This is a genomic window from Gymnodinialimonas sp. (assembly GCF_059726805.1).
On sequence record NZ_AP041059.1, the window covers coordinates 1,544,936 to 1,571,237 of the forward strand.

At 62.4% G+C, this 26,302-nt stretch carries 25 protein-coding genes; 18 read left to right on the plus strand and 7 right to left on the minus strand.

All coding sequences use genetic code 11. The features are described from left to right. The first annotated feature begins 113 nt into the window (after window positions 1-113). A complete protein-coding gene (locus AC6I9R_RS07625) occupies window positions 114-1,406 on the plus strand; it encodes an adenylosuccinate synthase (protein ID WP_497863085.1) in 1,293 nt (430 codons plus the stop codon). 44 nt (window positions 1,407-1,450) lie between these two features. After that, window positions 1,451-1,678: a DUF2842 domain-containing protein gene (locus AC6I9R_RS07630; RefSeq protein ID WP_461424973.1), complete on the plus strand. Its 228-nt coding sequence runs from the start codon at window positions 1,451-1,453 to the stop codon at window positions 1,676-1,678. A gap of 70 nt (window positions 1,679-1,748) precedes the next feature. Here AC6I9R_RS07630 and AC6I9R_RS07635 read toward each other — a convergent pair whose 3' ends face one another. Then, window positions 1,749-4,460: a hypothetical protein gene (locus AC6I9R_RS07635; protein ID WP_461424974.1), complete on the minus strand. Its 2,712-nt coding sequence runs from the start codon at window positions 4,458-4,460 to the stop codon at window positions 1,749-1,751. Window positions 4,461-4,674: 214 nt separating this feature from the next. Here AC6I9R_RS07635 and AC6I9R_RS07640 point away from each other — a divergent pair, with 214 nt between their 5' ends. From AC6I9R_RS07640 to AC6I9R_RS07665, 6 genes are all read left to right on the plus strand, one after another. After that, the gene (locus tag AC6I9R_RS07640; RefSeq protein WP_461424975.1) at window positions 4,675-5,346 is read left to right on the plus strand and encodes a thiamine diphosphokinase; all 672 of its coding nucleotides are present in this window, start codon (window positions 4,675-4,677) and stop codon (window positions 5,344-5,346) included. A gap of 52 nt (window positions 5,347-5,398) precedes the next feature. Continuing rightward, window positions 5,399-6,187 (plus strand): ribose-5-phosphate isomerase RpiA, encoded by a 789-nt coding sequence (rpiA, locus tag AC6I9R_RS07645; RefSeq protein WP_461424976.1) that lies wholly within the window; start codon window positions 5,399-5,401, stop codon window positions 6,185-6,187. Window positions 6,188-6,374: 187 nt separating this feature from the next. Further along, window positions 6,375-7,829, plus strand: a complete 1,455-nt coding sequence (locus AC6I9R_RS07650; RefSeq protein ID WP_461424977.1) for an FAD-dependent oxidoreductase — start codon at window positions 6,375-6,377, stop codon at window positions 7,827-7,829. A gap of 117 nt (window positions 7,830-7,946) precedes the next feature. Further along, a complete protein-coding gene (gene hflK / locus AC6I9R_RS07655) occupies window positions 7,947-9,116 on the plus strand; it encodes an FtsH protease activity modulator HflK (protein WP_461424978.1) in 1,170 nt (389 codons plus the stop codon). A gap of 1 nt (window position 9,117) precedes the next feature. After that, window positions 9,118-10,020 carry a protease modulator HflC gene (gene hflC / locus AC6I9R_RS07660; protein ID WP_461424979.1) on the plus strand — a complete coding sequence of 301 codons (903 nt, stop codon included), beginning with the start codon at window positions 9,118-9,120 and terminating at the stop codon, window positions 10,018-10,020. A 15-nt stretch (window positions 10,021-10,035) separates the two neighbouring features. Then, on the plus strand, window positions 10,036-10,233 hold the full coding sequence (locus tag AC6I9R_RS07665) for a DUF2065 domain-containing protein (RefSeq protein WP_461424980.1): 198 nt from the start codon (window positions 10,036-10,038) through the stop codon (window positions 10,231-10,233). A gap of 59 nt (window positions 10,234-10,292) precedes the next feature. Here the strand turns inward: AC6I9R_RS07665 and AC6I9R_RS07670 are convergent, their stop codons facing one another. Further along, window positions 10,293-11,180 (minus strand): LysR family transcriptional regulator, encoded by an 888-nt coding sequence (locus tag AC6I9R_RS07670; RefSeq protein ID WP_497863086.1) that lies wholly within the window; start codon window positions 11,178-11,180, stop codon window positions 10,293-10,295. Between the two features lie 117 nt (window positions 11,181-11,297). On the opposite strand from AC6I9R_RS07670, the gene AC6I9R_RS07675 reads away from it, so the two are divergent. The 5 genes from AC6I9R_RS07675 (at window position 11,298) to AC6I9R_RS07695 (ending at window position 14,720) form a co-directional block, all read left to right on the plus strand. Then, complete coding sequence (locus tag AC6I9R_RS07675) at window positions 11,298-11,585, plus strand: DUF2218 domain-containing protein (RefSeq protein WP_461424982.1); 288 nt, start codon at window positions 11,298-11,300, stop codon at window positions 11,583-11,585. Between the two features lie 125 nt (window positions 11,586-11,710). Continuing rightward, on the plus strand, window positions 11,711-12,124 hold the full coding sequence (locus tag AC6I9R_RS07680) for a nuclear transport factor 2 family protein (protein ID WP_461424983.1): 414 nt from the start codon (window positions 11,711-11,713) through the stop codon (window positions 12,122-12,124). A gap of 32 nt (window positions 12,125-12,156) precedes the next feature. After that, a complete protein-coding gene (locus AC6I9R_RS07685; RefSeq protein WP_461424984.1) occupies window positions 12,157-13,038 on the plus strand; it encodes an MBL fold metallo-hydrolase in 882 nt (293 codons plus the stop codon). A gap of 71 nt (window positions 13,039-13,109) precedes the next feature. Then, entirely contained in the window at window positions 13,110-13,877 is a 768-nt protein-coding gene (locus AC6I9R_RS07690; RefSeq protein ID WP_461424985.1) for a nuclear transport factor 2 family protein, read from the plus strand. Window positions 13,878-13,901: 24 nt separating this feature from the next. Then, window positions 13,902-14,720: a siderophore-interacting protein gene (locus AC6I9R_RS07695; protein WP_461424986.1), complete on the plus strand. Its 819-nt coding sequence runs from the start codon at window positions 13,902-13,904 to the stop codon at window positions 14,718-14,720. Window positions 14,721-14,870: 150 nt separating this feature from the next. Here the strand turns inward: AC6I9R_RS07695 and AC6I9R_RS07700 are convergent, their stop codons facing one another. From AC6I9R_RS07700 to AC6I9R_RS07710, 3 genes are read right to left on the minus strand one after another with little or no spacing between them, the layout of a single operon-like run. After that, on the minus strand, window positions 14,871-15,782 hold the full coding sequence (locus tag AC6I9R_RS07700) for a 2OG-Fe(II) oxygenase family protein (protein WP_461424987.1): 912 nt from the start codon (window positions 15,780-15,782) through the stop codon (window positions 14,871-14,873). A 36-nt stretch (window positions 15,783-15,818) separates the two neighbouring features. After that, window positions 15,819-16,607: an SDR family NAD(P)-dependent oxidoreductase gene (locus AC6I9R_RS07705; RefSeq protein WP_461424988.1), complete on the minus strand. Its 789-nt coding sequence runs from the start codon at window positions 16,605-16,607 to the stop codon at window positions 15,819-15,821. A 56-nt stretch (window positions 16,608-16,663) separates the two neighbouring features. Then, a complete protein-coding gene (locus tag AC6I9R_RS07710) occupies window positions 16,664-17,443 on the minus strand; it encodes a CmcJ/NvfI family oxidoreductase (protein WP_461424989.1) in 780 nt (259 codons plus the stop codon). 95 nt (window positions 17,444-17,538) lie between these two features. Between AC6I9R_RS07710 and AC6I9R_RS07715 the strand changes: the two genes are divergently transcribed. From AC6I9R_RS07715 to AC6I9R_RS07735, 5 genes are all read left to right on the plus strand, one after another. Beyond that, on the plus strand, window positions 17,539-18,447 hold the full coding sequence (locus AC6I9R_RS07715) for a LysR family transcriptional regulator (RefSeq protein WP_461424990.1): 909 nt from the start codon (window positions 17,539-17,541) through the stop codon (window positions 18,445-18,447). Between the two features lie 277 nt (window positions 18,448-18,724). Beyond that, window positions 18,725-19,339, plus strand: a complete 615-nt coding sequence (locus tag AC6I9R_RS07720; protein WP_461424991.1) for a response regulator transcription factor — start codon at window positions 18,725-18,727, stop codon at window positions 19,337-19,339. Between the two features lie 49 nt (window positions 19,340-19,388). Next, window positions 19,389-20,660 (plus strand): sensor histidine kinase, encoded by a 1,272-nt coding sequence (locus tag AC6I9R_RS07725; RefSeq protein ID WP_461424992.1) that lies wholly within the window; start codon window positions 19,389-19,391, stop codon window positions 20,658-20,660. A gap of 131 nt (window positions 20,661-20,791) precedes the next feature. Further along, window positions 20,792-20,992: a hypothetical protein gene (locus tag AC6I9R_RS07730; protein WP_461424993.1), complete on the plus strand. Its 201-nt coding sequence runs from the start codon at window positions 20,792-20,794 to the stop codon at window positions 20,990-20,992. 140 nt (window positions 20,993-21,132) lie between these two features. Further along, window positions 21,133-22,599 carry a multicopper oxidase domain-containing protein gene (locus tag AC6I9R_RS07735; protein WP_461424994.1) on the plus strand — a complete coding sequence of 489 codons (1,467 nt, stop codon included), beginning with the start codon at window positions 21,133-21,135 and terminating at the stop codon, window positions 22,597-22,599. A gap of 346 nt (window positions 22,600-22,945) precedes the next feature. Here the strand turns inward: AC6I9R_RS07735 and AC6I9R_RS07740 are convergent, their stop codons facing one another. Together AC6I9R_RS07740 and AC6I9R_RS07745 are read right to left on the minus strand one after the other, a co-directional pair. Beyond that, the gene (locus AC6I9R_RS07740; RefSeq protein WP_461424995.1) at window positions 22,946-24,781 is read right to left on the minus strand and encodes a glycosyltransferase family 2 protein; all 1,836 of its coding nucleotides are present in this window, start codon (window positions 24,779-24,781) and stop codon (window positions 22,946-22,948) included. Then, a complete protein-coding gene (locus AC6I9R_RS07745; RefSeq protein ID WP_461424996.1) occupies window positions 24,778-26,289 on the minus strand; it encodes a cellulose biosynthesis cyclic di-GMP-binding regulatory protein BcsB in 1,512 nt (503 codons plus the stop codon). The genes AC6I9R_RS07740 and AC6I9R_RS07745 overlap by 4 nt, the downstream gene beginning before the upstream one ends. Window positions 26,290-26,302: the final 13 nt, after the last annotated feature.

The window sequence follows — 26,302 nt, forward strand, 5'->3', positions numbered from 1 at the left end:
AATGATCCCGCCGCGCGGTTGAAAATGTGGCGGTGCGGTGGAATTCGGTTTCCTCCCATGGCCCCGCCCGCTATGCCGCTGGCGGGTTTTGCAAGTGATCTGAAGGAAAACACATGGCCAATGTTGTTGTTGTCGGCGCGCAGTGGGGGGACGAGGGCAAGGGCAAGATCGTGGATTGGCTCAGCGAGCGGGCCGATGTGATCGCGCGCTTCCAGGGCGGGCACAACGCGGGCCACACGCTGGTCATTGACGGCAAGGTCTACAAGCTGCATGCGCTGCCATCGGGTGTTGTGCGCGGCGGAAAGCTGTCGGTCATCGGCAATGGCGTTGTGCTTGACCCCTGGCACCTGTTGCAGGAGATCCAGACCATTGAGGCCCAAGGCATCACGATCACGCCCGAGACCTTGATGGTGGCCGAAAACACCCCTCTGATCCTGCCTTTCCACGGCGAACTTGACCGCGCCCGCGAAAGCCAGAACTCGGTCGCCAAGATCGGGACGACCGGGCGGGGCATCGGCCCCTGCTATGAGGATAAGGTGGGTCGCCGCGCGATCCGTGTGGCGGATCTTGCCGACGATGCAACGCTTGTCCTGCGGGTGGAGCGCGCGTTGGTGCACCACAATGCGCTGCGCAAAGGTCTGGGCCTGCCCGAGATTGACCCCGAAGCACTGCTCGCAAAACTGCGTGAGGTCGCGCCCAAGATCCTGCCCTACGCGGCCCCTGTCTGGAAGGTCCTGGCCGAAAAACGCCGCGCCGGAAAACGGATCTTGTTTGAGGGCGCCCAGGGGGCGCTTTTGGACATTGATTTCGGCACCTATCCCTTCGTGACGTCCTCCAACGTGATTGCGGGCCAGGCGGCTACGGGCGTGGGCCTCGGGCCCACCGCAATCGACTACGTCCTGGGGATCGTGAAGGCCTATACGACCCGCGTGGGCGAGGGACCGTTCCCCAGTGAATTGCATGACGAAGACGGCCAGCGTCTGGGTGAGCGGGGCCATGAGTTTGGTACAACCACCGGTCGCAAACGCCGTTGCGGTTGGTTTGATGCTGCGCTCTTGCGGCAAACCTGTGCCACTTCTGGGATCACCGGGATCTGCCTGACGAAGCTGGATGTCCTTGATGGGTTCGAGACCCTGAAAATCTGTGTCGGCTATGAGTTGGATGGCACACGCCTCGACTACTTGCCCACCGCTGCGGACCAACAGGCGCGCTGCACGCCGATCTACGAGGAAATGCCCGGCTGGTCCGACAGCACCGAAGGCGCGCGCTCCTGGGCCGAGCTGCCGGCGGCGGCGATCAAATACGTGCGCCGGGTGGAAGAGTTGATCCAATGCCCCGTGGCGCTACTGTCTACCTCGCCCGAGCGCGAGGACACGATCCTTGTGACGGACCCGTTCGCCGATTAAGCCCTTCGCCGACTAAGGCCCCGCACCTGACCAAGGAGGCCCCCATGGCCCTAAGCTACAAGGCCCGAAAGCGCTGGTCGCTGTTCATCCTGACGATTGGCCTGCCGATCTACATTGCCGCCGTGTGGTACATTCTCAGCCTTCTGGAAGGCTGGAACATCTGGCTGCAGCTGATCATTTGCCTGGTGTTCAGCATGGTTTGGGCGTTCCCGCTGAAGGCCGTGTTTCTGGGCGTCGGGAAAGCGGACCCGGACGCGCCATCGGAAGACTAACGCCGCGAATACGAAAAAGGGGCGCCCGGTGGAGCGCCCCTTTTCATGATGTCTTGATCCGCGGGTCGGATCAAAGACCGCGATGCATCCGGTACTGTTTGCTGCCTAGCGACACCAGGACGTTGTCATCGGTCAGCTTTTCAACCGCATTGATGGCGTCCTTGCGGGAGATCGACCCGTCGGTGGCGATCCGAACCAGGCGCAGCAGTTGCATGCGCTTGAATTCCACCATGCCGACTTCTTCGGTCAGATACTCGGCGCCCATTTCCAGGACTTCTTCGATCTCGGTCGCCTCGGAGTCGGCCAACATGTCGGCGAAGCGGGCGAAGTGATCGACCTCTTCCCCGGCGTCGCCTGCGGTGCCGGTGGACGCGCTGTCAGACGCGGCGTCCATCTCCATTTCCCGAGCCAACTGCGCTTCGAGGGCGGCGATGGGGTCTTCGTCCTCATCGTCATCCTCGTCGTCTTCGTCAGCCTCCGCTTGGGCGGGCGCTTCGACTTCGGGGTCAGGGGCCTCAACCGGCGCCTCGGGAGCAGCTTCGTCCTCGGCCGCGGCGATTTCTTCGGCAATCGCGTCCGCCTCGGGCAGGGCCTCGGGCGCTGCTTCCTGGATCGGCTCGGGCGCCAGCTCTGCGGTGGGCTCTTCGACCGGGTCCTCGGCCTGTGGTGCGGCGGGTTCTTCTGCAGTTTCAACCGGCGCGGGTCGGTTCAGGCCCACGGCGATCTGACCGGCGCGCTGCGCGAGGTTGGCCAGGGAAGCGGCCATCTTGCGCGGTGCCGTGCGGGCTTGTTCCAGCGCTTCGACATCGATCTCGGGCGTGTCCTCGACAACGGGCGTGTCCGCAACCTCAGGAGCCGCGTCAGCGACGGGTGTATCCAGGACCAAAGGCGCGGCCGTGACGGGACGCAGGGTCGAGGTGACTTCGGCCTCCACCGGGGCGACGCGGCGCGGCATGACAGCGGCGGTATCACTGCCGACCTGGCCGGGCTCTGCATCGACGCGTTGTTCCGATACCAGCACGAGGGGCGTCGGACGCGCCTCTTCCGCGGCGCGGCGGCGCGATACGTCTACGCGGACGCGGCGCGGGCGCATGACACGCGCCAGATCATCGCGGTACTCGGCGGCGGTGTCGGTTTCACCAGCATAATCAGCCGCCGTTGCACCTTCCGCGGCCAGTTGCGTGTCCGCAACGCGGGCGGCCACGGCGGCTTTCAGATGTTCAATGTTGGCGCGGCGGCGCGAGGTCTCGTCAGTCGAGAGGCGCCCTTCCGTAGCGTTGAACAGGCGATCCATGTCGCCGTCGGTATCCGTGGCGGCGACAGTCGGGCGCGGGCTGTCATCTTCGGTGACGGCGGCGACGGCGGCCAGGGTCGCGTCTTCGGCCTCCGCCGCTTCGGCACGAAGCGTTTCGATGGCCTCGGATGCGGCGGCCATTGTGGCGGCGCCGGTATCAAACGCGGCGGCCAAGGCAGCCACGGCGGCATCGTCATCGGCTTCGATCACCGGCTCGGGCGCGGCACCTTCGCCACCTGCCGAGATCAGCTCATCATCGGGTTGCACCGTCGCGGGACGCTCCCCGTTCTCGGCCAGCGAGGCACGGCGAATGCGCGCCAGACGGGCGGCGACGGATGCGCCGTCAAAGGCATCGTCGGTGTGGGGTTCATCGGCGAAGATCGAGTCGATGTCGTCGTCGGCGACGCCGTCTTCTTCATCGGCCTCGTCATTCAACTCGCCGATGTTGTCGACGTCATCGTCTTCCTCGTTGTCGGCATACGCGACAGCGGCACCGCCTGCCGCAAGGGCGGCGGCAACGGCGATCAGCGTATCGGCCCCGGCGTCGCCCTCGTCATTCGAGGGCGTCTCGCGGGTCACGCTGTCGTCGCCTGCCAGGGATTCCTCATCGGTGGTTTCTTCAGCGGAGGCGTCTTCGGCGCTCGTCTCTTCGGCGGGCGTTTCCACGGCATCTGAAGCCATGGCGGCGGCAACGCCTGCGATGGTGTCTTCAACCGAGGGCTCTTCGCCAGCAGCGACTTCGATGGCTTCATCGACCGCATCCGCGGCGTCTTCTGCCACGGCTTCTGCAGCTTCGGTGACCTCGTCGGCGGTCTCTTCGGCGGCATCAGCCGCAGCCTCAGCGACGTCGGAAATGTCGTCGGCGAGCTCTTCGGCTGCGTCACCGGAGGCCTCGACCACATCTTCGGCCACAGCGCTGACGTCCTCGGCCACGTCTTCAACAATGTCCTCAGCCGCTTCTGCGGCCTCGTCGGCACGCTCAGCGATGTCTTCTGTCACGGCCTCGATCGCATCGGGGGCCGCTTCAGCCGCCGCGTCGACGGCATCTTCTGCCGTATCTGCAATATCTTCGGCGGCATCGTCCGCGACGTCTTCAGCAACGTCGTCTACAGCCGCCTCAACTTCTTCAATCTCTGCCTCGGCCTCCGGCGAGACGCTTTCGATGGCGTCTTCGATGTCGAGACCGGCATCAAGTCCGGCGCTCACGAATGCCGGTGTGTCTTCGGCAGGCGCGCCCTCGGGGCGCATGATCATGCCGGATTCGAGCACGCGCGCCTCAACCCGGCGCTCAATCGCGGCCTCGGTGATGCGGTGCAGGGTGTCTGCGTCGGGGGTGGGCGGCTCGGCGCCGAAATAGCGGTCTTCCGCTGCGAGATCGCGGAAGTATTCCGCGATTGCCTTCATCGCCTCGAACGGGCGGTCAAAGCCCTCTAGGGTACAGGAAAACGTGCCATAGGAGACCGTTAGGATTTTGTTTTCATCACTCATTGCTCTGCCACTCTGCTCGTCCGGCCCACTTTATTCGTCACGACGGGCACCGGGTTTCAACTTACTCCGGGTCGACCCCGAAATTATCATCGTCACGAAAGGTGTAACAAACTGTTTCCCTGAAAAAGCGACGCGAATTTGACCTTTCTTGGGAGTTTCAGCCAGATCATGGCAGCAATGTGCCGAAAACGCCGAGGGCCTGATTGATATGTCATTGAAATATAGAGATTCGGTCGTTCTGGTTGGGGGCGGGCCGTTGCCGGTTGATGTCTTCGACCTTGTGCGGGATCAGGCCGACATTTTTGTGGCAGCCGATGGCGGAGCGGATGCATTGCTGGCAAACGGGGTGATTCCCGACGCCGTCATCGGCGACATGGATTCGCTGTCAGAGGCCGGGCGCGCGGCGATTCCCGCAGAGCGATTGTTTGAGGTGGCCGAGCAGGACAGCACGGATTTCGATAAGGCCGTCCGTGGAATTGATGCACCATTGATCTATGCGGTGGGCTTCACCGGGGCGCGTCTGGATCATGAACTGGCCGCGCTGCATGTCCTGGCGCGCTACCATGACCGCGCGGTCGTGCTGGTGGGCGAGCAGGATGTGACAGTGCATTTGCCCGCGCGCCTTGCGCTCGATCTGCCGCCCGGCCTGCGTGTGTCGCTGTTCCCGTTGGACGCGGTGACGGCCGGCATGGCCGGGTTGCGGTGGTCGTTTGAGGCCTTGGCGCTGCATCCCCTGCGCAAGATTGGCACCTCGAACGAGGCGTCAGGCGGCGCGGTTGTCCTTACCAGCGACAAGCCGGGTGCGCTTTTGATCCTGCCACGGGGCGCGTTGGACGCGCTTGTGGCGGGGATGAGCGGCGCGGATTTCCACTCGCCCATGGGTTAAGTGTTCGTTAAGACAAGAACGACCTGCTGCCCTTAGAAGAAGAGACCCGCCCATGACGGCCGAGCTTTCCCCCATCGACAAAGCGAAATACGTGGCCGCGCGCCGGGCTGTGGAATTCGTCGAGGATGGCATGCGCGTGGGCCTTGGCACCGGCTCGACCGCGGCCTGGATGGTGCGCTGCCTGGGCGAGATGGTGCGCGAAGAGGGGATGATGATCACCGGGGTCGCCACCTCCACTCGCACGGCGGATCTGGCGCGAGAGGTCGGGGTGACGATCAAGACGCTGGACGAGGTGCGCTGGTTGGACCTGACGATTGACGGGACCGACGAATATGACCCGAACCTGAACTTGATCAAAGGCGGCGGCGGGGCGTTGTTGCACGAGAAGGTGGTGGCGACGGCGAGCGACCAGATGATCGTGATCGCCGATCCCACCAAGCAGGTCGACACCTTGGGGGCGTTCCCGTTGCCGGTCGAGATCATTCCGTTTGGCTGGCAGACCACGAAGGCGCTGATTGAAGAGATGCTGTCGAACCTGGACGTCTTGGGGCGGTCCGCGTCCCTGCGTTTGTCCGGGACGGAGCCGTTTCGCAGTGACGAGGGGAATTTCATCCTCGACCTGCATCTGCGGCGCATCGCGCAGCCCGCGCAGTTGAGCCTGGTGCTGAACCAGATCCCCGGCGTGGTGGAGAACGGGTTGTTCCTTGATATTTGCGACGTGCTGGTGATCGGCAACGCAGACGGCACCGTGGAAGTGCGCGACATCAACAATGGCACGATCGAGCATGAGCGGGTCGATGTGATTGATACGGACAATCTGTTCGTCGACATTCGGGATTGAGTTTTAGGGCAGGGCGGGCCCGCCCGCCCACCCCTTTTTGGGGGCTCTGCCCCCTTGCCCCCCGGGGTTTTTTTCGAACGGGGAAGGGGTAGGGGGGCGGTGGACCTTTGGCCTCGGTGCTCTGGCCTTGGGGGCGGGGGTGTGAAATACCTCTCGGCGATTGTTTTGCACCACGGAGCGCTTGCCCATGACTGAGTTTGACTATGACCTGTTTGTGATCGGCGGCGGCTCGGGCGGGGTGCGGGCAGCACGGGTTGCGGCGGCGGGCGGTGCGAAAGTGGCGTTGGCCGAAGAGAGCCGATTGGGCGGCACCTGCGTGATCCGGGGCTGTGTGCCCAAGAAGCTGATGGTGTTTGCGTCGAGCTACCGAGAGGGCTTCTCGGAAGCGCGCGCCTACGGCTGGGATGTGCAGGACGGCGAGTTCCATTGGCCGGTGTTTCGCGACCATCTGCATGAAGAATTGAACCGGCTGGAAGGCGTGTACCGCAAGTTGCTCGACGGCTCTGGGGTGGAGATTTTTGACGCGCGTGCCACGGTGACGGGCGCCCATACGGTAAGCGTGGGCGGCCAGGAGAAATCCGCCAAACACATTCTTGTGGCCACGGGCGGGCGGCCGACGCGGCCCGAAATGGCGAATGCGAACCTGGGGATCGTCTCGGACGATATCTTTGACCTCGACGCGTTGCCTGAGCGTTTGTTGGTCATCGGTGGCGGCTACATTGCCTGTGAGTTCGCCTGCATCATGGCGGGTCTGGGCGTGAAGGTGACGCAGTATTATCGCGGTGCGCAGATCCTGCGCGGCTTTGACGATGAAGCGCGCGGGCTGATTGCAGAGATGATGCGCGAGCAGGGGATCGACCTGCACCTGGGCACGAACATCCACGAAATGGCGCCCGCAAGCGCGGATCATGACACCTCGCTGAGCAAGATGGCGCAGGACACCTCCATGGGGGCGCCCGCTGGCGAAGCAGCCCCGGCGCAAGCCTCGGGCGAGAAGGATGGGCCGATCTGGGTCAAATCCACAACCGGGCAGGAGAACGTGTTTGACCAGGTGCTTTTTGCCACCGGACGCACGCCGAACACCGCCGGGATGGGCCTGGAGGACGTCGGCGTGACCGTTGGGCGGCGGGGCGAGGTCGTGGTCGATGAGTTTAGCCAGACCGGCGTGCCGTCGATCTACGCGATTGGCGATGTGACCAACCGGGTGAACCTGACGCCCGTCGCGATCCGCGAGGGCATGGCTTTTGTCGAAACGGTGTTCAAAGGCAACCCAACGCCGGTGGATCATGAGTTGATCCCCTCGGCCGTGTTCACGACGCCGGAATATGGCAGCGTCGGCCTGACGGAGGAAGCCGCGCGCGAGCAGGAGCCGATCGAGGTTTACTGCACCTCATTCCGGCCGATGCAGACGGCCTTTGCGGGCAAGCCCTGGCGGGTGATGATGAAGCTGGTGGTCAGCCAGACCAGCCGCAAGATCCTGGGCTGCCACATCGTGGCCCCGGCGGCGGGCGAGATGATTCAGCTGGCAGGCATCGCGGTGAAGATGGGCGCCACCAAAGAGGATTTTGACCGGACGGTTGCAGTTCACCCCACGATGTCGGAAGAAATCGTGACAATGCGTGAGCCGATCCGCACGGCTTAATGGCCAATTTCGCGTGAAAAGAGCACACTTGTGGGTGCAAACGGAATTCCGCGCCCCATATAGGGCGGTAACAATACGACCATCTGTGTCGGACATTCGTGAGAGGTGAGAGAACACATGGCGGGGAACAGCGGCGGACCTTGGGGTGGCGGCAGTAGCAATGGTAGCGGCGGTGGCGGTGGCAACCGTGGCGGCGGCGACAACGGCAATGGACCTAGGCGCCCCGGTGGCGGCGACGGGCAGAACATCCCGGAACTCGACGACATCATGCGCAAGGGGCAAGAGCAGCTTCGCGTGTTGATGGGCGGTCGCGGGGGCAACTCTGGCGGCGGCAATCAGGGCGGGAGTGACCCGATCAGCCCGCGCACCCTTTGGATTGGCGGCATCTTGCTGGCGTTTGGTGCCTGGTTCTATGCCTCGTTTTACTCGGTCCAGCCCGGTGAGCAGGGGGTGGAGCTGTTCCTAGGCTCTGAATACCGCATTACCGGCGACGGCCCGCACCTGGCGCCCTGGCCGCTCGTGACGGCGGAAGTCATCGGCACGGACCAAGAGCGGACGGAAGCCATCGGCAACAACCGCTCCGGCACTTCGGACGCCGGTCTGATGCTGACCACGGATGAAAACATCGTCGACATCGACTTTGACGTGGTCTGGAACATCAACAACCCCGCCGACTACCTGTTCAACCTGCGCGATCCCGAGAACACGATCCGTTCGGTGGCGGAATCGGCCATGCGGGAGATCATCGCGCAGTCGGAACTGGCGCCGATCCTTAACCGTGATCGCCAATTGATCGGTGATCAGGCCCTGGCTCTGATCCAGACCACGATGGACAGCTACGAATCCGGGGTGAACATCATTCGTATCAACCTTGACCGGGCCGACCCGCCCACGCAGGTGATTGACGCGTTCCGCGAAGTTCAGGCCGCCGCGCAGGAGCGCGACCGGCTGGAGCGGACGGCGGATGCCTATTCCAACCGCGTCACCGCCGGTGCGCGCGGTGAGGCGGCGCAGCTTCTAGAAGAGGCCGAAGGTTACCGTGCCCGCGTGGTCAACGAAGCCTTGGGTGAAGCCAGCCGCTTCCTGGCCGTTCTGGAGGAATACGAGGTCGCGCCCGAAGTGACGCGCCGCCGTCTTTACCTTGAGACGTTGGAGCGAGTCCTGGGCGACACCGATCTTGTGATCATCGATAGCGAAACCGGCGGATCGGGCGTGGTGCCCTACCTGCCGCTGAACGAACTGCGTCGCCCGACCGGCGAAGCCACGACCACGGGGAGCTCGAACTAAGATGCGCCGCATAACCTATCTTATTCCCGTCCTCGTCCTTGGTGTGGTGCTGATCTCTTCGTCGATCTTCGTGGTCGATGAACGTCAGCGGGCGCTGGTCCTGCAGTTCGGTCAGATCCGTCAGGTGATTGACGAGCCCGGGCTGAACTTCAAAATCCCGTTCATCCAGAACGTGATCTATTACGAAGACCGGATCCTGTCGCTTGATACGGCGGCGACCGAGGTGACCCCCTCGGACGACCGTCGTCTGGTTGTGGACGCCTTCGCCCGCTACCGGATCGTCGATACCGAGCAGTTCAACCGTGCCGTGGGTGCTGGTGGCATTCGCCGCGCCGATGACCTGATTGAAGCCATTCTAACGGACCGGATCCGGGCCGTTCTGGGTGCCGACGGGGTGACGTCGAACACGATCCTGTCCAGCGAACGAGCCGGGTTGATGCAGCAGATCACGCTGCAGGCCCGCGCGCGGGCCGCCTCGCTTGGGGTTACGATCCTGGACGTGCGTCTGAAGCAGACCAACCTGCCTGCGCAAAACCTGGATGCCACCTTCGCCCGGATGCGGGCAGAGCGTGAACGTGAGGCTGCCGACGAGATTGCACGCGGTGAAGAGGCCGCGCAGCGGATCCGAGCCACCGCAGATCGTACCGTGGTGGAGCTCGTCTCGGACGCCGCACGGGAGGCTGAGATCACCCGAGGTGAAGCGGACGCCGAGCGGACGCGGATCTTTGCCGAAGCCTTCGGCCAGGACACGGAGTTCTTCGATTTCACCCGTTCGCTGACCGCCTATGAGCGCGCGCTCGGGGCGAACTCCAGCTTCGTGATCAGCCCCGACAGCGAGTTCTTCGAATACTTCGACGGCTCTGCGATTGGCGGCGGCAACGTGATCGGCGGCGCGACTGAGTAGGGCGCAGGTAAGCCGATGTGGATCGCGATCCTGATGGGCCTTGGTATGGTCCTTGTCATCGAGGGGCTGGTGTTCGCACTGGCCCCTTCGCGTTTGGAAGACCTGCTGCGGGTGTTGCAAGGGATCCCGGCTGAGACACGGCGCGTGATCGGTTTTTGCGCCGTGGCATTGGGGGCAGTGCTGACCTCTTGGGCGATCAGCTTGGGCGGGTGAGCCGAGGCTTGGTACGGTTCCCACAAGGCGGCGGTTGGCCCTGTCGGTATTGCTGACGCCTAGTCTTCCAACGCTGTTTCGGGGTCACACAAACCTTGATTGGCCAAGAACCTGACGAACAGAAGCGTGAGGCTTTCGCGCCGCGACTTGTCGGGCCAGACCGCGTAGATCCCGAGGTCACGCAGTTTCCAATCCGGGATCAGGGCAACAAGCTCTCCGCTCGCAATCCCGCGCGCGGCCAGGAACGAGGGCAGGATCGTCACGCCCATGTTCTGGATCGCGAACTGGTAGATCGCATCGATGCTATCGACTTCCACTTGGGCGTTCCCGGTGACCGCCTCGACGGTACCGTCCGACGCGGTGAACTCGGTCGTGTCAGCGCGTTGTTGGTAGCGGATCCAATCCCAATCTTCCAAATCAGAGGGGCGTTTCGGGGGCGGGCGGCGGGCCGCGTATTCTGTGCCTGCGACAAGCACACGTTGGCCGGTGGCGAGTTTTCGGGACATCATCGAACTGTCGTCCAGCCAGCCGACGCGGATGTTGAGATCAAAGCCCGCCTCCACAAGTCCCATGCGGTGATCGGTGTAGGCGACCGAAAACGCCACATTGGGATGCAGCCGGGCAAAATCGGCCACAGCTTTGGTGAGCGGACCCGAGGTGAGGAACGCCGGAAGCGAGATCCGAAGCGCGCCGACGGGTTCCAGCGATAGGGCGTTCAGGTCGTTCAAGCCCGCCTCTGCACTGCGCAACATCTCTACTACGCGGGCGTAGAAAATCCGCCCTTCATTGGTCAGCGAGATCTTGCGGGTGGTCCGGTAAAGCAGTGTCGTTCCAAGATAGGCCTCTAGGTCCGACACGGTCTGGCTGACCCGGGACGGGGCCAGCCCCAAGGCTTTTGCAGCGCCCCGGAAGGATCCCTCGTCCACCACTTGGGCGAAAATGGCCATCTGTCTCAGGTGGTCGATCATTGTTCTGCCTGGCGGAATTATATCGTCTGAAATGACGTAATACTCAAAATAATCCGCAGCGGCTAGGTCTCAAGTACACGTTCGGAGACCGACCCCATGACCCGCCTTGCCCGCTTTGAAACTGACCGCGCTGTCCGGCATCTTGAGACGCTGTGCAAGCATTTCGGGCGCAAGGTTGCGGTGCATTGCGATGGTCGCGACGGGTGGGTTCAGTTTCCGTTTGGCCGCTGCGAGATGCGCGCCGATGAGCGCCAGTTGGAAATGCGCGCCACGGCCGAAGATGCCAGCGCGCTGGCCATCGTGGTGCAGGTCATGACCAGCCATCTTGAGCGCTTTGCCTTCCGCGAGAACCCAGTCCTCGACTGGCAGGTCGCCCCCGACTGACACCCCCAAAACCAGCCTCATACCCAACAAAAGGACCGTTTTCGATGAACCGCCGCACTCTTCTTCAAACTTCAACGGCGACCGCCCTGGCGGTCGTTCTTGCCCAAAAACTAGGAGCACAGACCATGGACCCGATTACTCAGGACTCATTCGATACCGTTATGGCTTTTATGGCCGCCATGGGTGAAGGCGCCGATGCGATGTCGCCGCTGATGGCCGATGACATGGTTTGGCATAATGAAGGCGACGCCAGCTTGCCGTGGATCGGCGAGACCCGGGGCAAGGATGCCATCTTCGAGTTCCTGGGCGTGTTTGGTGCAAATCTGCAAACCACGCTTTGGGAAAACACCGATGCCTTTGCCTCCGGCGATACGGTCGCCGTGTTCGGCCGGATGAACGGCATCACCCCGCATTCGGGCCAGGAGATCGGTGAATTCTCCTTCGCGCTGCGCGCCAAGGTCCGCGATGGGCAGGTCGTGCTGTGGCACTGGTTCGAAGACAGCTTCGCCGTCAGCCAGGCCTACCACGACCGCGCGTAAACCCACGTCCCCCCAAAAACAGGAGCCTTCCCATGACACCTCAATTGAACCGACGTTCGCTGCTTAAAGGCGCGGCCTTCACCGCGGGCGCCGTGGCGCTGATCCGCGGCGGCCTGACCCCGACGCCCGCCCAGGCCCAGGGCGACTTGGGCCCGGGCACTGTCTTCACCTTTCAGAAGGCGGGCGTCACGTTTCACACCTATGTCTCACCGGCGCAGGCGGTGAATGTGACGTCCCATGTGATCGAGCTTGGCGATCAGTTGTTGCTGGTGGATGCGACCATGCTTCCGCCCACGGCCATGGAAGTCGCGGGCCTTGTCGCCGCGACAGGCAAGCCCGTGCACACCGCCTACGTCAGCCACGAGCACCCCGACCATTGGGGCGGCGTGTCGAGCATGGAGGGCGTTTCGTTCAAGACCCTGCCCGAGATCCGCGAGGCCGTGCGCGCCGAGGCCGCCGGTGGCGATTTCCCGGAGCCCACATCGCTTCTGACCGGCGAAGACCTGACCCTTGGCATGACCGAGATCGGCGGCGTCGCGGTGGAGTTCCGCAGCTATGACAATGCTGAAGCGCCCAAGACCATCGTCGCCGTTCTGCCCGAGCAGAAGGTCGCCGTGGTGCAGGACCTCGTCTATAACGGCATCTATTTTGCACCCGGCATCGATCGCATGAACTGGATCGCCATCCTCGAAGGTTTGCGTGATGATCCGGCCTTCGACACGCTTCTGGTCGGCCACGGCCTGCCCACAACGCGCGGCGAGTTGGACACGGCCATCAACTACTTGCAGGTGTTGGACGCCGCCTGGCAGGCAGCCGCAACACCCGATGAGGTCAGCGCCGCGATGGTCGCGGCGTTCCCGGGCTATGACGGTGCATTCCTTCTGAGCCTGATCCCGGAATACTGGGACAAATAACCTATGTCTCGTGCGGCTCGGTTGAAGCCGGGCCGCGCCGGATTTCTGGATCACACCAAGGAGAGTGTCACATGGCAAAGGGGCTGGAGAACGTCCACCGCATCTATCTTGAGGGCATCGCGGGCGGTGACGCGCGCGCGGCGGTGACCGCCTATACCGGGCATCGCTACACGCAGCATTCCACCGGTGTCGGCGATGGCGCCGAGGGATTTCTCGCGTTCTTCGAGCCGTTTGTCGAACGCAACCCAAAGCGCGACATCAGGATCGTGCGCAGCTTTGAGGAGGGGCCTTGGGTCTTTTGCAACGCCTATCAGTCGCTGAACGACGGGGAAGCGGAATGGGTCACAATGGACATGTTCTATACCGATGCGGACGGTCTTATCCTGGAGCATTGGGACACCATCGCGCCCTACATCGCGCAGGGCGCCTCTGGCGCCGATACGGTGGACGGCGCAACCGAGGTGGACCGGACGGCGGACACGGAGGCCAGCAAATCGCTGGTTCTCGAATACACCAAGCAGGTTTTGCAAGAACGTCGCCATGACAAGATCGCTGCGTTCGTCTCGGCTGACATCATCCAACACGGGGCGCCCATTGGCGCAGGGCTTGATGGCTTGACCGCCTGGCTCGGATCAGAGGCGGCGGGCGCTTACGAGATGCTGTTTCACCTCATGGGCCAAGGCGATTTTGTCGTGACCTATGGCAAACGGCATTCGCGGGGCGAAGACATTGCTGTCTTTGACCTCTACCGTGTCGCGGGCGGCAAGATCGTGGAACACTGGATGAACGAAGAACAGATCGGCCCGCGCGAGACCTGGGGCAATTCCGGCAAGTTCTGAACACGCAACGAAAGGGCGCATGCCATGAGTCTTCTGTCTAAAGTCACCCAGGCCGCGCGGCAGGCCGTGGGCCGCCCGGGGCCACGCCTGTTAAGCGTGAAAGAGGCCTGGTATCTGACGCCAAACATGATCCGCGTGGTCTTTGCCGGACCCGAGCTGGAGGGGTTTCCCACTGGGCGCGATGGCGGCAATTGCAAGCTGATGCTACCGGAACCGGGCGAGGCGAAAGCGGACTTCGCGCGGCGCCTGACAGACGGCCCGCGCCCGGTTCAACGCACCTATACGGTCCGCACATTCGACGCGGACACACAGGAGCTGACCATTGACTTCGTTGCCCATGGCGATGAAGGACCGGCCTCTCACTGGGCGATGACCGCTGGCCCTGGATCTTTCCTTGGGTTCGCAGGGCCAAGCGCGCCGAAGGTCACTCGCTTCGATGCCGATTGGTATCTTGTGGCCGCCGATCCCTCCGCCATTCCGGTTGCCGCCGTCACCCTGGAAGCGATGCCACGGGACGCCAAGGGTGTCGCGATCTTTGAGATCACGTCCGAGGAAGACCGTCAGGACATCGACATCCCCGACGGCATCGACATGCATTGGCTGATCCAGCCTGACCCGCATCAGCCGTCTAGCGCGCAAGAACGTCTCATCCGGTCGTTGGCGTGGCCCGAGGGTCGCGTGCAGACCTGCATCGCGGGGGAGAGCGGCGTGATCAGGGCGCTGCGCCGTTTTCTGCACATTGAAAAACAGGTGCCGCGGGAAGACACCTACATCTCGGGGTATTGGAAAATCGGGCTGGTTGAAGACGAGCACCAGAAAGCCAAACGCGCAGAGCAAGCGTGACCCTCGCCTGCACGGCGGAAAGAAAAAAGGCCTCGCGATTACGATCCGGTGTTGCGCCTTTGATCGGCCTGAGTTGCTGGAGACAGCCGGTGTAAGGGCGAGGTCGTCGACCTCACCCATACGAACCTCATCTTGCTATCCGGCTTGTTGTCAGAAAGGCGCGAAGCCGTCACTTGTCACGTCCGGGCAGGTCCACCGCTCACGCGGATCGATGGCCTTGGGGCTCGCGTTCGGATGCGGGATCTGGCCGTTCTGGCCGTAGAGCCAGAGCACGAAGTTGGACCGTTCGCCTTCGGTGATCGGCATCGATTCATGGGGCACGCTGCCGTGGTGGATCAACGCCGTTCCGGGTGCGAAACTCAGCTCTGCCACCTCGCGGCTGGCGCGATCAAAGAAGCGCACGCCCGAGCCCGCGAAGTCCTCGCCGGGAAGGTTCAAGTTGATGTTCAACGTCACGGACGAGGCATCCGTGTGTGCCCGCAAAGATGTATCCGCGTCCGCCTGCCATTGGATCGAGAAGCCGAAGCTTTGCGTGTCGTAGCCCATCACGTCCGGAAACAGCAGGCGCGAAATGGGGCGCATGTAGCGATCCATGAGGTCCCGGTAGAACGCCTGGAAGTTCGGCGTGGCCAGGTACCCCTCGGACCGGCTGTCCAGCATGGCACCGCCCCGGTTCAGAGAAATCCCGTAGGGCGGGCGCAGCGGAATATCGGCATCTGCGGTTCTTTCCATGTAGTCGCGTAGAACCGACAGACGCTCCGGATCAAAGAACTGAGCCTTGTAGACCCCGGGGAAAACCTCTTCCCACAGGTCCGCGACGGCTGCTTCCTTGGTGGGATCGTCCCACGCCAGCTTCACGGCCGCGCGCAGCTTGGGATCGTAGAGCGTTTCGTCCAATGTGATCGCGCCACCTTCACCGGTCGCCTCCCACTCGGCCCATGCCTCTTGGAAGAGCGCCCGGTTTTCGTTCCAGAACCTGTGCACCGAAGGGTGGCGTTGCAACATTGCGTCGCGGGAGGGGCGTTCAATCGCGCGGGTGCGCGTCAGGTACGTGTCTTGCATTTTCTGTCTCACTTGAATTGGGGGCAAGCTTGCGTCTCAACCGAGGTTGGCGACGATCTCATCAAGGGCCTGCATCACGTCGGCGCTGTGCCGCACACTCAAAGCCGCTGAATGTGGGTCCGCGAAGGCGCCGCTGTCATTGTCGAAATAAGCGCCGCTGGCGTTGGCAAAAGACGCGCCGAGCGCTGCTTCCCGCAGGATGTTGGCGCCGATCTGCAGATCGTTACCGGGCACGCCAAAGCCCTCTTTCACCATCTTGGACGCCAGAAGCGAGCCCGGGTTCACGGCCACAACCACGGGGCCCTCGGGCAAGGATTTGGCCATTTCCCGCGTCCAGATCGTGATGGCCAACTTGCTTTGGGCGTAGGCTGCCATGTCATCAAAACGCTTGCGCCCGTGCAGGCCGTCCAGGTCAACCGGGGCTTGGGCTGCGGACGACAGGTTCACGATCCGCCCGTCTAGGCCAACAAGTGGCAACAGCGCCTTGGTCAGCACATACGGGGCAATCGTGTTCACCATGAACCGCGCGTCATATCCGTCGGCGGTCACGGGGTTGGAGAGCTTAAGGACGCCGGCGTTATTGATGATCACGTCCAGGCTGTCATGGGCCTTGCGGATCTCTGCCACCATTGCATGGACCTCCGTCATGATGGACAGGTCGGCGGAATAGGTTTCCGTCGTGCCGCCGACCTCGCTCGCGGCTGCGGCGAGCTTGGCGGCGTTGCGGCCGTGGAGAAGTACCTTATGGCCCTCGGCAGCGAGGGTTTTTGCAGTCAAAAGGCCGATGCCATCGGTGGCACCAGTGATCAGGATGGTCTTGGACATGGGGGTCTCTTTCAGTTTCAGGGCACCAGAAACGTGCCGGTTTGAGGCGCGGTTGGTCAGTAGCGAACCAGTGTTCGGCTCTCGATGCTTTTGCGGATCGTGTGGACGGAGGTATCCTCGACCATGTCCAATGCGCTGTGTCCGATGGACGGGCGGCCGCGATTGTCGAAGATGTTGAAAAACGCCACTTCGTCAGGCGTCATTTTAGACATGTAAATCCATTCGTGGTCCGGGTTGGCAGCAAGTCCCAGAATTTGCCCGATCCGGTCTGGGTATATGAGATCCAGCAAGATCCAGTCTTCCTGGGCCACGCTTTCGGGCAAGATGAACCCCAGTGGGGCGGAGTTGATCGGGGCGCCGACCGGACGCCAGACATTGATGAACGCATAGTGGCCCCCGCTCCACTCTGCGGCGCGGTCCACGCCGAGGATATCGATCAGGCGTTGCTTCGCGCCCCTATCGCTGTAATCGCTATGGACGTTGCGCGCGGGTTTGCGGGCGGCGTTTGGGTCGTCGGTTCGAACCGTGTGGTCGAAGACGATGACCTCCTGCGCGTCGACCTCTTGGGCTAAAAGCCGCGTCAGTTCGTCGTCGTAGGTGGCCTTCCAACCGCCATTATCCCCGAATGAGGTCACACGCGTCGGGTAGTGTTTGAACCCGACGGATGCGTCCCTGAAGGAGCTCGCGCGCGCGCCAGTCCGCTGGTCAAAAACGTGTACCTGGGTGGGGGCGAGTTCCGGCGCAATCAGATTGCCCGTGATCCCGCCTGCATCAAGCTCAAACGCTTGCCGCTCGGGCTTGTGGACGTGATAATTTGCGGTCGCAATCTGGGTCATGGTGCGGTCCTTCCCTTGCCTGAGCGTTGACTTACACCTTTCAAAAAATATAAAAACCGCCCCAATATGAATTCACTGTTCCGAAAAAGTATAAAATGGACACGCAAAGCCTGCGCCTTTTCGTCTTGGCGAGTGAAAAACTCAACATAAGTGCGGCCGGGCGCATGCTTGGCATGGCGCCCGCTGTCGCGAGCACACGTATCGCCAAGCTGGAACGGCTGTTGGGGGCCGAGCTTTTGCACCGGTCCACGCGGAAAGTCTCGGTTTCCTCAGAAGGGCAGGATTTTCTGCCCTACGCCCGCGAGATTATCGCACAGGAAGAGGCAGCGATGGCGGCCCTCGGACGTGGTGACACCAAGATCGGCGGTCGTCTGCGCTTCGCAGCCCCCAGCACCTTTGCCCAGATGTACATTGCGCCGATCTTGCCCGCTTTCGCGGACGCTTACCCGGACATCACCCTGGATCTGCACCTGTCCGATGCGCAGTTCAATTTGATAGAAGGCAGTTACGACCTCGCGCTGCGCAATTCGGTGCTGGAGGACAGCAGCCTTACCGCCCGCAAACTGGCCGATGACACCCGGATCCTTTGTGCCGCGCCTGAGTATCTTGACCGTCACGGAACACCTCGGACGCCGGAGGATCTGAAGTCGCACCGCCTTATTGCCTTCCGTGATCTGGACCCAAAATGGCTGCAGTCGACCGACGGCAAGCTTTCGGAGTTTCCACCAAAACAGGCCGCCAGCCAGATGGTCGTGACCGATGGAATGACCCAAATGCGCGCAACGGTTCATGGGGCCGGGATTTCGATCAATTCCCTATGGCTTGTCCACGACGAACTCGCCAAGGGTACACTACGGCGTGTGCTGCCAGACCATGCGGTCGCAAACCCGCCCGATCTTTGGTTGATTTACCCCAAGAGCAACGTCGTGTCCGCGAAAGTGCGTGTGTTGATGGATTTCCTTATCGAACACATTGGCAACCGGCCAGCGTGGCAAAATGCATGATGGACGGCTTTGGCATCTTAGATGGCTGCTGGGACATGTGGACCGAGCATTCATTCTACTTCGGACCTGGCTCGCAGCGAAGGATTACAAATCTGTAAGTTTCGCAACAGGCGTTTGTGAGGATAATCCCCCAGTTGGAGCTACATCGCCCGGCGCAGCCCGATAGACGTTGAACGTGCGTGCCGGTTTGCTTTCCGCCACGCGTTTGGCTTGAGTAATGTCATCAAGGTCGGCCAGCCTGTACAGGCATGGGTTGGAAAAGCGAGGACGGCAAAGCATGCGCCTTTTAGTACTTGAAGACGACGCGTCGCTCGGGCCTTGGACCGCGAAAGGCCTGCGGGAAGCTGGCCATGTCGTTGACCGTTTTTCCGATGGAAAGGACGCGCTGGTCGCGGCCATGGGGCAGGAATATGACGTCTTGATCCTCGACCGTATGGTGCCCGGCCTCGATGGCCAGTCGGTGCTGAAAGCGCTGCGACAGGCGAAGGTTATGGCTCCGGCGATCTTCTTGACGGCGCTGGCTGACGTGGACGCGCGGGTGGAGGGCCTGACCTCGGGCGGGGATGACTACCTGACCAAGCCATTTGCGTTCAGTGAACTTCACGCCCGCGTTGAAATCCTGGGTCGGCGCACCGTTGCGACTGCGGAAGAGAGCGCGAAGATTGTCGCGGGCGACATCACCCTGGACCTCCATAAACGCACCTGCGTTCGGCAGGGTCAGATCATCGACCTCAACCCGAAGGAGTTTTTGTTGATGGAGGCGTTCATGGGCGCAAAGGGACGCGTTCAAACGCGGACCATGCTGCTGGAAAAGGTCTGGGCCATGAATTTTGACCCAACAACAAGCGTGGTCGAGACGCATATCAGCCGGTTGCGCGGCAAGATCGAATAACCCTTTGGGGGCACGGTGATCCGTAACATTCGCGGGACGGGTTACGTTTTTGAAGAAGCTTAGGGACCTCCTCCGCCTGTCGACCGTTAGGCACACTGCCTGGTTCCTGGGCCTGTTCTCGGCCATTTCCTTGGTCACATGGGGCGGCACGTTCTTCCTGATTTGGTTTGAGATGCAGCGCGCGGTCGATGCCCGCCTGACCCTGCGCATGGAGGCCGCCATCACGGCGCTTGCGGCTGGCGAAAGCCTGCCTCCGCCGGGCCCAGGCGAGACGGCGGAACTCGTCCAGACAGCGCGCGCCGAAGGCTTTGCAACGCGCAACGTGCAGCCTGGGAACCGCGAAACGCGCTTCCTGCTCAGGACCACGCCAAACGGTCAAATCGTGCTTAGCGAAGATGTCGAGCGGCAGGACGAGCTACGCGATATTGTTGAGGCGGGTATGCAGCTTAGCCTTCTGGCAACGCTCATTTGCACGATCCTGGTGGGCCTTTGGTTGGCCCGACGGGGGCAGGCGCGCCTGAACGCCATCAACGACGGTCTCGCCCGCGTTGCCCGCGGGACATTAGACCAACCCATTGTGTTGGACGGCAATGATGACCTCGCCCTTCTGGCGAGCCGGATCAATCGAACGACGGAACGGTTGAATTACGCGATGACGCAAATGCGCGTGCAATCGTCAAGTATTGCCCATGATCTGAGGACGCCTCTGGCCCGGCTGAGGGGGCATCTGGAAACCCACCTGATGGAGGCTGTTGCGACCGACGCAAAGATTGCGCCGGACGTCTTGGGTGTTGCGCTTGAGCACATCGACCGGATTACGGGGACGTTTGAGGCCCTGCTGCGCCTGTCGCGCATCGAAAGCGGCGCGGGCAAGGAGGCATTTCAACCTGTCGACTTGAAGGCCTTGGCTGAAGAGATCGCCGCGACTTTCGGCCCGGTGATTGAGGAGGCGGGGCAAACTCTGGCGGTTGAGATCACTGAGCCTGAGACTGTTCAGGGCGACCAAGGGCTTCTCACGCAACTCATCGCGAACCTCATTCAAAACGCGCTTCGCTATGGCGCCGATGCCCAAACCATCACGCTGGCCGTGCACGGACATCGGTTGATCCTGAATGATGAAGGCCCCGGCATTCCTACTGGCGAGCGTGAAAAGGTGCTTGTCCCGCTCTATCAAACAGAGAAAACCCGGCAAAATGAGGGGTTTGGTCTGGGTCTGTCCCTGGTGCAGGCGATTGCGCACCTGCATGGCGCGGATCTGACCCTCGCGGAGGGGCGTGATGGGAAAGGGCTGTTAGTCACGGTGGTATTCCCGGCCATGTGACTAAAATGGGTCCGTCAGCTTAGGCCCGCGTGCAGTGGTTCCGCGAGACTTACAGAATTGTAAGTCTCCGGTCAGGTCCTTGCGAGAACGGCACCCCATTTCGGTTTCATCACAAGTTCGGAGACCAGATAATGAACCGCATCAAGACCATCGCCCTCAACGCCCTGAGCATCGTCCTCGCCCTTGCGCTGCTGGGGTTCTTTGCAAGCCTCGGGCTGGCTGTGGTCGGCATTGCCCTGTTTGTCGGCCTGCTCGGTCGGGTCGCGGCGCGCGTCGCAGGTTTCATGGTCCCCGCAGGCGCCTCGGCAACAAAGCCCGCCACGGCTCTATGACCCGCAAGTTGGCGGCCCCCGGCCGCGTCACAGCCCACGTCTGAGAAATCGCGGGGGCTCGCAGAACTGTGGGCCCCTCGAAATCGCCGCGAGGTCATGTCTTCAACAACACATGCCCAAAGCCTGGAAGGGTACCCGTCATGAACCGCCGCCAATTCCTGATAGCAACTGCCGCGTCCACGACGAGCCTCGGGTCGTTCTCAATGGCGCAGGCAAGTCCGCGCCCACTTCCCGTGATCCCGTTGACGGACCTGACCGGTGGCATCGACGCACGGGTGCCGCTGGTGTGGAGCCCCGGCACCCATGACTTTGGCAACGGCACCCAAAGCCAGACGCTCGGCATCAATCGCGGCTATCTTGGCCCGGTCATCCGGGCCAAACAGGGCCAGACCCTGCCATTTGATGTCGCGAATAACATCGGGGATGTCTCGACCATCCACTGGCATGGTCTCCACATTCCCGGCCCGGTTGATGGTGGCCCCCACCAGGAAATCATCGACGGCGGAACCTGGTCGCCCGACGTTCCGATTGTGCAGCATGCGTCGATGAATTGGTTCCATTCCCACATGCACGGGAAGACCGCTCAGCAAACCTACAATGGGCTGGCAGGCGTCGTTCTGATCGAAGATGACGCAAGCCTTTCAGCTGATTTGCCGCAAACCTACGGCGTCGACGACTTCACGCTGGTGCTGCAAGACAAGACCTTCGATAGCAATGGGCGCATGAGCTATGAGTTGACCGGAGAGGTGTTTGAAGACGGCTTTGAGGGCGACACGATGATCGTCAACGGCGCCATCGCACCAGTCTCTCAAAACGTTCCGACTGGCCTGGTGCGTTTGCGCATCCTCAATGCCTGCAACGCGCGTTTCCTTGAGCTGTCGATGCAAACCGGACCGTTGACCGTAATCGCCTCGGACGGAGGGTTTTTGTCATCCGCGGTCGAGGCCGAAAGCATCCTGATGTCCCCGGGCGAGCGCTACGAGGTGCTGGTCGATATGAGCACCGCGGACACGAATGCGCTGAACGTAGACTTTGATGGCGGTGGCGGCGGTTTCCTTTCTGGCCTCCTCGCTAGCAATCAGGTGACCCCAGTCCTGACGCTATCGCGCACGGCGGAACAGGGGTTTAACGGATCGATGCCAAACCAGTTGGCAAACCTGTCCCCCCCGCGCGCGTCTGACGCGACTGTCACGCGGTCTTTCGAGTTGCAAATGGATGTCGGCGTGGACCTCGTGGCTTTGGCCATGGCGTGGGAGAACTTCTGCGGCAATGCGGGCGCCATGGCGATCAATGGCCTGCCGATGAACATGGACCGCATCGATGAAGAGGTGCGCCGGGGCGACACAGAGATCTGGCGGATCAGCGTTGATGACCAGCTGCACCCGTTTCACATCCACGGCTGCTCGTTCCGCATCCTCTCGCAGAACGGCACCGCGCCGCCCGCCTATGCGGCGGGGTGGAAAGATATGGTGCATGTCGACGAGGGGTGGTCAGAGGTTCTGGTCCACTTTGACCACGAAGCAACAGCAGACGCCCCGTACATGTATCACTGCCACATTCTGGAGCATGAGGATTGCGGCATGATGGGGCAATTCACCGTTGGCTGAGCGGGTGCGTCCTGGTGGACCTGCCTATGGCACAACGCAGTCCGCTGAAGAAGTGCCCCACCCTTCGGAGCGGAGCCCGACGCGCAAACCAGAGTATGACCGCCGCCGACTGACCTATGCTGCAACCTTTGACTCTGCCTGGATACATTCTTGTATAAGATAGATCGAACTAGCAACCGCCAAGCCACTAGTTTATCGTTTGGTAAGGGAGTTAGAAAGTCGCGGGCCCGCTTAGGAACGGACTTCTGGCAGCAGTGCATCACGGCAAAGCGCGTTGATTTATTTGCCGACGCGCGGCCGAGGGACCTTTGCAGAGGAATGCCGAGCCCTTTCTGTCGCGCCGCAATCAAGCGACGCGCACGGGGCCGGTGGGGACCACGTTCTTCTTGGTGGCGGTTTCCATCGACTCTGCGTCGTGGCCAATAAGGATGCTCATCATTGACTCAAGGGTGAAATAGGCGCGGAGGACCCGGAAGATCAGATACTCCGGTAAGGCCAGAATTCCTTTGGGCACGCCGTTCAGCAAAGACGCTGCGACCGCCATGATGGCAGGTGCGCCGGTGGTCACTGCGACAACGGACTGCCAGACGATGGGACTGTCCGGGTTGAAGCCAAAAATGCACTCCAAAGCGCCAAAGATGACCAGCGGCACCAGCATCGCGCGGCGGGCAGAGTTCACCAGCATGTATGGCAGGATGATCTTGCCCCGCAGCGACCCATTGCCCGAGTAGATCAGGTCCCGGCAGCGCGACGAGATGTGATAGATTGAGCGGAACCAGCGCATCCGCTGTTCGCGCATATGCTCATAAGCGGACGGCACTTCAGAGATGTAGCGGATCTTGGGGTCGACGACGGAATGATAGCCAAGCTCGCCGATCCTGAGAGAGACGTCGGTGTCCTCGCCATTCATCCCCTCAACGAAGCCGCCCAGATAGCGGGGGTGTTCGGTGCGGTAGACGACGAACATGCCGGGGATGCCGACCACGCCGTTCACGGCCCCCATGGCGACGGAATAGAACCCGTGTTTTACCAGAACCTCCAACAGCCGCGCGCGGTCGAACAGCGCGCCGCCGGGCGGGACCGGGACGCCGCCCACCACACCCACGGCGGGGTTGGTGAAATAGGGCATGGCGCGGGTCAGGTTGTCTTCGCCCACCAGTGTATCGGCATCGACGCGCACCAGGAACTCCGTCTCGGCGGCGTCCAATCCATCGTTCAGGGCGTTGGATTTCCCCGGTTTCGGCACGTTGATCACCCGGCCCTGGGCTGCGTTGCAGGACGCCAGGGCGGCGCGCGCGATTTCTTCCGTGGCGTCGGTGGAGTTGTTGTTCATGATCAGGATGTGAACCTCTCCGCCGTAATGGGCGGCGGCTTTGTCCATGGCGCGGATGGTGTTTTCGATGATGTATTCTTCATTGTGGGCGGGCACGATGATCGACACCGGGGGATTGAACTTGGGGGTCTTGGCCGTCTTCACATCCCAGATCGCGAGCGCGTAGAGCTGCGCGAAGAGGACCGGCAAAACAAGGAAGACGCCCGGCCCGATCCCGCCAAGCATGGTCCACGACCGCATGACCTCCACCGCGGGCAGTTGTAGCGCGGTGACCCAGACGGACACGGCGATGGCGATGGCGATGGTCACCAGCAGCCGGACAATGGCTCGACGGTTGCTGGTGGGACGATGCTCGACCGGGATGCGGACGGGCATCAGGCCCCGCTCCAACAGCTTCCATGAGTAGATGCAGAACCCCAAAAGGCCCGACGCGATGGCGCTGAAGTGCAGCGAAAAGGCGATGTCGGCGGCCATGAACCCGACGACATTGGCGAGGTCAAAGACCGCGCAGATCAGGGCATAGGTTAGCACCATGTCGAGGCCGAAGAGGATCTTGGCCTTCCAATCGCCCGAACAAATCGCCGCGAAAGCGATGAAGAAGGCGATCAGGAAGATGCGGATCGCAATGGAATGACGCCCCTCATAGGGGGAGAAGACGAGGTCGCGGTTGGGGAAGACTGCGGCGCCGGGGGATGAGTTGACGGCCAATAGAAGCGCGACGACGATGGCGGTGAACAGCACCAGCATCGCCGGCCCGCGCCAGGGCGACACGAACCCCGCAAACCGTTTCGGCGCGCTGTCGACAGAGATGAAGGCGATCTTGTCGCGGTTGTCGTTGGCGTCGCTCATGACGCGCCCCCTGACAGGTCGACCAGAAGGGACACCGCCGTAAGGGTGCGCCCGGCGTAGTCGGCGGCGGGTACGGTCACCAGGTCCCCTTCGCTGTCGCGAAACATCAGCCACAACCCGGCCTCGGGGTCGTCGGACAGGCGTGCGCCTCGGGGCAACACGCCGACGATTGGCGCGGCATCGGACGCGATGGCCAGCGGCTGCGAAGGCAGCACGGCTTGCAGCAGGTCCGTGGCAACATCGGCCTCGGCGGTGTTCAGGTTCCCGGCGACCGCAACCGCGATGGCTGCGCCACGCGCCAAGCCGTTTCGCAAAAGGGCGACGGGATTGTTGGCCATGTCGGTGGCGGGAATGATCCGCGTTTCCGGCAGGATCTCGGCCAAGACCTCGGGGCCATCGTTGCAGGTGCCTGTGGGCTGGAAGGTGGAGGTGAGCGTGATCTCGATCACATGGCGCAAACCCGCCCGACGCGGGATCGCGATGCGTTCTTGCAGGTGGGTTTGGTCGGCGTCGCCGGTGAAATGCGCCAATAGGCGGTCATCATGGGTGACGGTCAGCTGCCAATCCGCGCCCATGGGATGGCGGGGGATGGCCATGGACAGCTCAAGGACGCCGGGCAGGTTCGGGCGCTGCGCCCGCGCCAGATCATAGCGCAGCCGCCACGTGGTGCTGCCATGAAACCGGCGCAGCCCGTGAAGGCCGCCGCCGTCCGCCAATGCCTCGGACCACGCAAACTCAGGCTGCATCGGCGCGGGGGTGGCCCGCAGATCCGCCAGCACTGCGTCCACGTCGGCGGCGGACAGCCCTGTTTCTGAAACAAACAGAACCTGCAAGCCCGCCCGTCTGGCCTCTACCGCGCGCAACAACCCCTGCGCCTGACCGTCCCACAGCAGCCGAAGCTGGTTGCCCCAGGTCGCCATGCGGTCGCGGGGCGTTTCCAGCGGCGCGTCGAGGGAGAGGTATAAAGCGCTGGTCGTCTCGATCTCGACCACGGCCTCAACGGCGTGGTCCGCAGTGCAAACGGCGTCGGAGCCCGTTCCCAGCAGCGAGAAAGAGACGACCAGCTGGGCGCGTGCGATATCGGCTGCTGTGAGCTCGATCCGCACGGCACGCGCCGCCTCACCTGGATGCAGCAACACCTCGGCCCGGCGGGTGTTGTCGATGGAGATGCGCAGCACCCCCTCGACCCCGTCCAGCACTTGCGATGTCGCATCGATTTGGAGGTATCCAGATGTCGGGCGCGCGTCGATTGGCATATGAAACACAGCGCCCTGGTAGGCGGGTAGTCCTGATAGAATAAGCGGCGCGGCAGGGCCTGCGCGGCGGATGATGGCTTGCGCCGCGCCGCGCTGGGCCTCGGCGGCCATGGGCGTCTCAAACCGCAGTTGCGGCCCCTCGGTCAGGGTGCGCACAGCGCGCCACGTCTGCCCGACCATTTCCGAGCGCGCCAGCAGGAGGGCCAGCCCCGCAAGCAGAAACGCCAGAAGCCCGATGCCAATCAATCGCATTGTCCCAACCTTT

What these genes read in the sequence shown, in the direction of transcription:
- AC6I9R_RS07625 (WP_497863085.1), top strand. Translation starts at nt 114, where the DNA reads ATGGCCAATGTTGTTGTTGTCGGCGCGCAGTGGGGGGACGAGGGCAAG.
- AC6I9R_RS07695 (WP_461424986.1), top strand. Translation starts at nt 13,902, where the DNA reads ATGAGTCTTCTGTCTAAAGTCACCCAGGCCGCGCGGCAGGCCGTGGGC.
- AC6I9R_RS07675 (WP_461424982.1), top strand. Translation starts at nt 11,298, where the DNA reads ATGACCCGCCTTGCCCGCTTTGAAACTGACCGCGCTGTCCGGCATCTT.
- hflC (WP_461424979.1), top strand. Translation starts at nt 9,118, where the DNA reads ATGCGCCGCATAACCTATCTTATTCCCGTCCTCGTCCTTGGTGTGGTG.
- AC6I9R_RS07635 (WP_461424974.1), bottom strand. Translation starts at nt 4,460, where the DNA reads ATGAGTGATGAAAACAAAATCCTAACGGTCTCCTATGGCACGTTTTCC.
- AC6I9R_RS07690 (WP_461424985.1), top strand. Translation starts at nt 13,110, where the DNA reads ATGGCAAAGGGGCTGGAGAACGTCCACCGCATCTATCTTGAGGGCATC.
- AC6I9R_RS07685 (WP_461424984.1), top strand. Translation starts at nt 12,157, where the DNA reads ATGACACCTCAATTGAACCGACGTTCGCTGCTTAAAGGCGCGGCCTTC.
- AC6I9R_RS07705 (WP_461424988.1), bottom strand. Translation starts at nt 16,607, where the DNA reads ATGTCCAAGACCATCCTGATCACTGGTGCCACCGATGGCATCGGCCTT.
- rpiA (WP_461424976.1), top strand. Translation starts at nt 5,399, where the DNA reads ATGACGGCCGAGCTTTCCCCCATCGACAAAGCGAAATACGTGGCCGCG.
- AC6I9R_RS07710 (WP_461424989.1), bottom strand. Translation starts at nt 17,443, where the DNA reads ATGACCCAGATTGCGACCGCAAATTATCACGTCCACAAGCCCGAGCGG.
- AC6I9R_RS07735 (WP_461424994.1), top strand. Translation starts at nt 21,133, where the DNA reads ATGAACCGCCGCCAATTCCTGATAGCAACTGCCGCGTCCACGACGAGC.
- AC6I9R_RS07720 (WP_461424991.1), top strand. Translation starts at nt 18,725, where the DNA reads ATGCGCCTTTTAGTACTTGAAGACGACGCGTCGCTCGGGCCTTGGACC.
- AC6I9R_RS07745 (WP_461424996.1), bottom strand. Translation starts at nt 26,289, where the DNA reads ATGCGATTGATTGGCATCGGGCTTCTGGCGTTTCTGCTTGCGGGGCTG.
- AC6I9R_RS07700 (WP_461424987.1), bottom strand. Translation starts at nt 15,782, where the DNA reads ATGCAAGACACGTACCTGACGCGCACCCGCGCGATTGAACGCCCCTCC.
- hflK (WP_461424978.1), top strand. Translation starts at nt 7,947, where the DNA reads ATGGCGGGGAACAGCGGCGGACCTTGGGGTGGCGGCAGTAGCAATGGT.
- AC6I9R_RS07670 (WP_497863086.1), bottom strand. Translation starts at nt 11,180, where the DNA reads ATGGCCATTTTCGCCCAAGTGGTGGACGAGGGATCCTTCCGGGGCGCT.
- AC6I9R_RS07665 (WP_461424980.1), top strand. Translation starts at nt 10,036, where the DNA reads ATGTGGATCGCGATCCTGATGGGCCTTGGTATGGTCCTTGTCATCGAG.
- AC6I9R_RS07730 (WP_461424993.1), top strand. Translation starts at nt 20,792, where the DNA reads ATGAACCGCATCAAGACCATCGCCCTCAACGCCCTGAGCATCGTCCTC.
- AC6I9R_RS07680 (WP_461424983.1), top strand. Translation starts at nt 11,711, where the DNA reads ATGGACCCGATTACTCAGGACTCATTCGATACCGTTATGGCTTTTATG.
- AC6I9R_RS07740 (WP_461424995.1), bottom strand. Translation starts at nt 24,781, where the DNA reads ATGAGCGACGCCAACGACAACCGCGACAAGATCGCCTTCATCTCTGTC.
- AC6I9R_RS07650 (WP_461424977.1), top strand. Translation starts at nt 6,375, where the DNA reads ATGACTGAGTTTGACTATGACCTGTTTGTGATCGGCGGCGGCTCGGGC.
- AC6I9R_RS07630 (WP_461424973.1), top strand. Translation starts at nt 1,451, where the DNA reads ATGGCCCTAAGCTACAAGGCCCGAAAGCGCTGGTCGCTGTTCATCCTG.
- AC6I9R_RS07715 (WP_461424990.1), top strand. Translation starts at nt 17,539, where the DNA reads ATGGACACGCAAAGCCTGCGCCTTTTCGTCTTGGCGAGTGAAAAACTC.